The organism is Candidatus Chloroploca asiatica (assembly GCF_002532075.1).
Taxonomy (GTDB): Bacteria; Chloroflexota; Chloroflexia; order Chloroflexales; family Chloroflexaceae; genus Chloroploca; species Chloroploca asiatica.
In genome coordinates, this window is sequence record NZ_LYXE01000187.1 from 1 (window position 1) to 2,414 (window position 2,414).

General features: G+C 62.0%; 4 protein-coding genes. 2 read left to right on the forward strand and 2 right to left on the reverse strand.

Annotated features, from left to right (window positions below):
• Positions 1–486: hypothetical protein (locus tag A9Q02_RS24535; protein ID WP_172451271.1), on the forward strand; the 486-nt coding region annotated here is incomplete at its 5' end.
• A 79-nt stretch (positions 487–565) separates the two neighbouring features.
• On the opposite strand, the gene A9Q02_RS22130 is transcribed toward A9Q02_RS24535, so the two are convergent.
• Positions 566–1,093, reverse strand: coding sequence for a hypothetical protein (locus tag A9Q02_RS22130; RefSeq protein WP_097655253.1), 528 nt, complete (start codon positions 1,091–1,093; stop codon positions 566–568).
• A gap of 89 nt (positions 1,094–1,182) precedes the next feature.
• Positions 1,183–1,560: a four helix bundle protein gene (locus A9Q02_RS22135; protein ID WP_097655254.1), complete on the reverse strand. Its 378-nt coding sequence runs from the start codon at positions 1,558–1,560 to the stop codon at positions 1,183–1,185.
• A gap of 582 nt (positions 1,561–2,142) precedes the next feature.
• Between A9Q02_RS22135 and A9Q02_RS23985 the strand changes: the two genes are divergently transcribed.
• Positions 2,143–2,414 (forward strand): hypothetical protein (locus A9Q02_RS23985; RefSeq protein WP_141509129.1); only part of this gene is annotated, 272 nt, incomplete at its 3' end.

The following is a 2,414-nucleotide window of genomic DNA, read 5'->3' on the forward strand; positions in this document are numbered from 1 at the left end:
GTCGCTGCGATCGTCACTGGGGGTACCCGCGATGTCCGCGTCCTCACGGCTGACCTTGTGCCCGCAGCGGGCGTTGCGCGAACCCACCTCGCGCAACTGCTCGCCCCGCCCCGCGAGCCTGGCGGCGGGTGGTGGATCATCGTCGTGCTTGTTGGCGTGCTGTTCTTCAGTGTCCCAGCGAGTTGCCTCGTCACGCTGCTCATCGTCAACCTCCAGGGCGCGGCGCTGGCGGCGCTGGCGGGCCCCGCCTACGCCGAGCACCTCTTCGCGGGCGTTGCCTGCGTCGGTGCGCTGCTCGCCGTTGGCCTCACCGGGCGCTGCATCCAACGAGACGAGCAGCGTCGCCGTGCCGCCAACGAACGCTGGCAGCGTCAGGTCGCCCGCTGGCAGCAAGCTTGGTACTGCCACCGCTGCCACGTCGCCTTCGTCGCCGGGTCGACGGAGGCGGTGGTGCCCGAGCAGTTTGGGCGGCTGTTCAGAACGTAAAACGGAGACCGCAAAATGGAGAACGGAGGTTCATCGCATATGCACCGCCTTCACATCATCGTTGCCAGCGTTTTACGTTTTACGCTTTACGTTCTCCGTTTGAAAGGGTCAGCGCCGCGTCGATCTGCCCAGCCGCGATCGCCCCTTCGACCTTGGAGCGGAAGGTCGCAACGGGCCGGTCGTTACGGATGACCTCGAAGGCTGCGGCAGACTGAGGAAACCGGGCTTGATACTCGCCAGGATGCAACCGTTCGCCCAGGCGCTTCCACGGTTCAGGGTAGCGCAGCATGTCCTCAATGATGCTCCCGCACGCCTCTAACCGTTCGAGCAGCAGCCGACGCTCGGCGCGGGCGAAGCTGCGGAACTTGGTCGGATTCGCCAGACTGACATCACCATCGGAGAGCGCAACGGCGAGACGCAGCACGTCAGTCGCGGTGGTGACATAGGTCGGAAGGCGCTCGGCCCCACGGGAGGTATGACGAAGCAGCAGCGCCCCGAGCAGGGCGGCGTGTTCACGATGGGGCACCGTTGTTGGAATGAGGGCCAGCGCCGCGTCACCATAGGTCTGGAAGAACCAGGCCAGATCGGCGCGATCAGCGGGCGACATGGCGCTCTTTCCCGCCAGGAGCGTCGTGCCGATCGCCCGAAAGTCAGCCTCTAAAAAGCGTAAACCGTAAAACGTAAACCGTAAAACGATTAGGCATCACCCTGCTCGCTGTGAAGTGTTTTCATGCTTGTGATGAAGATGCCAATCAGTTGGTTCGTTTCGTCGAGTACCTGCCGGAGTCCCTCAGCGTTTGCCATGTGGTGGTCGTTGAGTAACTCCAACCACAGCGCACTTTCCTCAAGCTCCTGCAAAATAATATTGAACTTCGCGATGCGGTCGGCTTTGCTCCGCGTATATTTCGCCTCACGATGATTGGCGGCCACTGAGGTTCCAGATCGGAGGAGTTGCTTACCCAGCACCATTGCTGCATCATCAAATCGGTGCGTCTGCTGAAGGTGGCTATACAATTTGATGATCCGGCTCGCATACGCCTTTGTCCGCTCACGCAATTCAGCACCACTTGCCATCGTGATTTCCCGTTTTACGTTTTACGCTTTACGCTTCACACGCCGCTGCGCACTTGATTGTCGCATCGCGCATGGCCGCTTGTAAACCAGTTGCACACCTGATCGGTCATCACTGCTGATGCAGCGCGATGCCGCTGATGCTAGGGTGACTCCACCGAGCGACGCCTCCAGCAGCCCCTCAATCCACTGTCTGAGAGGCTCCCCGCCTGCCGGGGAACGCGGAAATCGGAACGCTGAAAGCTGAAAACGGCCCAGCGATCATTGGGTTCGCTGCCCCTTTCCGCTTTCATCTTTTTGCTTTCTGCTTTCTGCTTTCCTCCCCGGCCCCTCATGCGCCGCTGGCGCCCACCACCTGCTCGTGGCGACCAACCGCCGCGTTGTTTGCAAGCAGCCGCGTTTGCGCCCGCCGCCCTCGCGCTCGTCGCCCGGTCTAGCAGCCCCAGGGAACGCTGAACGCTGAACGTCGAAAACTGAAAAGGCCTTGCGGTCAATGCGATCGTTGAGCCTTTCAGCTTTCCGCTTTCTCTTTTCAGCTTTCCCTGCGCCGGGCTGTGTGATTTTGTGTAGCCTCAGGAGGAAGAGATGCCACCGCAGTTCTATTTCGCTCTGGGCGCTCGCGCCCGTCCCCACGATCTCGCGATCGCCCTGCATGTCGGCCAACGGCACTACCTCGTGCCGGCTGGCTCGTCAACGGAACGCCTGCTCGCCCGCACGCCGGGGGTGCATGTCGTTCTCGACTCCGGCGCGTTTCCTCCTGGGAACACGGCGCGCCTGTCGCTGCCGTACTATGCCCACCGCGTCGCGAACTGGTGGAGGTCAACCCACACCAGCCCAGCAACGCATGCCCCCGCATG